The organism is Luteibacter sp. CQ10 (assembly GCF_040900725.1).
Lineage (GTDB): Bacteria > Pseudomonadota > Gammaproteobacteria > Xanthomonadales > Rhodanobacteraceae > Luteibacter.
Map to the genome: position 1 here is coordinate 1 of NZ_JAEUYM010000018.1, position 2,500 is coordinate 2,500.

Annotated in this window: 2 rRNA genes (1 of these 2 cut by a window edge); both read right to left on the reverse strand. The window is 54.7% G+C overall.

Annotated elements, in window-relative coordinates:
* Positions 1 to 9: 9 nt before the first annotated feature.
* Positions 10 to 124 (reverse strand): 5S ribosomal RNA (rrf, locus tag JNG39_RS21010).
* 115 nt (positions 125 to 239) lie between these two features.
* Positions 240 to 2,500 (reverse strand): 23S ribosomal RNA (locus JNG39_RS21015); it runs 623 nt beyond the window's last position.

Sequence of the window (2,500 nt, forward strand, 5' to 3'; positions counted from 1 at the left end):
GGATAAAGCCCCTGGCGGTGACCTACTCTTGCATGGCTTGAGCCACACTACCATCGGCGCATGCGCGTTTCACTTCTGAGTTCGGGATGGGATCAGGTGGTACCACGCCGCTATAGCCGCCAGGGAAGGGGTGGGAGCAGCGCAAATGCGCCGGCTCCACAAAGGGGTAAACGAGTGACAAGCGTCCGGGCTGGATACCGGCAGACTTGAGTTAAGACGGTGAAGCGTCTTGGGGTTATATGGTCAAGCCTCACGGCTCATTAGTACGCGTAAGCTCAATGCATTGCTGCACTTCCACACCGCGCCTATCAACCACCTAGTCTTGATGGTGCCTTAAGGAGAGTCGAGCTCTCGGGAGATCTCATCTTGGGGCGCGCTTCCCGCTTAGATGCTTTCAGCGGTTATCGCTTCCGTTCATAGCTACCGGGCAATGCCATGGGCATGACAACCCGAACACCAGCGGAACGTCCACTCCGGTCCTCTCGTACTAGGAGCAGCCCCCCTCAAATCTCCAACGCCCACGACAGATAGGGACCGAACTGTCTCACGACGTTCTGAACCCAGCTCGCGTACCACTTTAAATGGCGAACAGCCATACCCTTGGGACCGGCTACAGCCCCAGGATGTGATGAGCCGACATCGAGGTGCCAAACACCGCCGTCGATATGAACTCTTGGGCGGTATCAGCCTGTTATCCCCGGAGTACCTTTTATCCGTTGAGCGATGGCCCTTCCATACAGAACCACCGGATCACTAAGACCTACTTTCGTACCTGCTTGATCCGTCGATCTCGCAGTCAAGCACGCTTATGCCTTTGCACACAGTGCGCGATGTCCGACCGCGCTGAGCGTACCTTCGTGCTCCTCCGTTACTCTTTGGGAGGAGACCGCCCCAGTCAAACTACCCACCATACACGGTCCCCGATCCGGATTACGGACCTAGGTTAGAACGTCAAGCACTTCAGGGTGGTATTTCAAGGATGGCTCCACCGAAACTAGCGTCTCGGTTTCATAGCCTCCCACCTATCCTACACAGAAGAACTCAACGTTCAGTGTAAAGCTATAGTAAAGGTTCACGGGGTCTTTCCGTCTTGCCGCGGGAACGCTGCATCTTCACAGCGATTTCAATTTCACTGAGTCTCGGGTGGAGACAGCGCCGCTGTCGTTACGCCATTCGTGCAGGTCGGAACTTACCCGACAAGGAATTTCGCTACCTTAGGACCGTTATAGTTACGGCCGCCGTTTACTGGGGCTTCGATCAAGAGCTTCGCCTTGCGGCTGACCCCATCAATTAACCTTCCAGCACCGGGCAGGCGTCACACCCTATACGTCCACTTTCGTGTTTGCAGAGTGCTGTGTTTTTGATAAACAGTCGCAGCGGCCAGGTTACTGCGACCCCTCGATGCTCAGTCACGCACGTGACCACACCAAGGGGCGCACCTTCTCCCGAAGTTACGGTGCCATTTTGCCTAGTTCCTTCACCCGAGTTCTCTCAAGCGCCTTGGGATTCTCACCCTGCCTACCAGTGTCGGTTTACGGTACGGTTTTTCTACAGCTGAAGCTTAGTGGCTTTTCCTGGAAGCGTGGTGTCAGTCACTTCGTCCTCATAGGACTGGTCTCGGTGCTCGGCATAAAGATTCCCGGATTTGCCAAAGAATCATGCCTACCGCCTTTCCCCAGGACAACCAACGCCTGGTAGACCTAACCTTCTCCGTCCCCACATCGCACTGTAGAAAAGTGCAGGAATATTAACCTGCTTCCCATCGACTACGCATTTCTGCCTCGCCTTAGGGGCCGACTCACCCTGCGCCGATGAACGTTGCGCGAGGAAACCTTGGGCTTTCGGCGAGGGGGCTTTTCACCCCCTTTATCGTTACTCATGTCAGCATTCGCACTTCCGATACCTCCAGCAAGCCTTACGACTCACCTTCACAGGCCTACGGAACGCTCCTCTACCGCGTACACCTCAAAGGTGTACACCCCGAGCTTCGGTGCATAGCTTAGCCCCGTTAAATCTTCCGCGCAGACCGACTCGACCAGTGAGCTATTACGCTTTCTTTAAAGGGTGGCTGCTTCTAAGCCAACCTCCTGGCTGTCTATGCCTTTCCACATCGTTTTCCACTTAGCTATGACTTTGGGACCTTAGCTGCGGGTCTGGGTTGTTTCCCTTTTCACGACGGACGTTAGCACCCGCCGTGTGTCTCCCGTGTAGCACGTGTTGGTATTCGGAGTTTGCCATGGTTTGGTAAGTCTCAATGACCCCCTAGCCATAACAGTGCTCTACCCCCAACAGTGTTCGCACGAGGCGCTACCTAAATAGCTTTCGAGGAGAACCAGCTATCTCCGAGTTTGTTTAGCCTTTCACTCCGATCCTCAACTCATCCCCATCTATTGCAACAGATGTGGGTTCGGTCCTCCAGTGCGTGTTACCGCACCTTCAACCTGGTCAAGGATAGATCACTCGGTTTCGGGTCTACTGCCAGAGACTATTCGCCCTATTC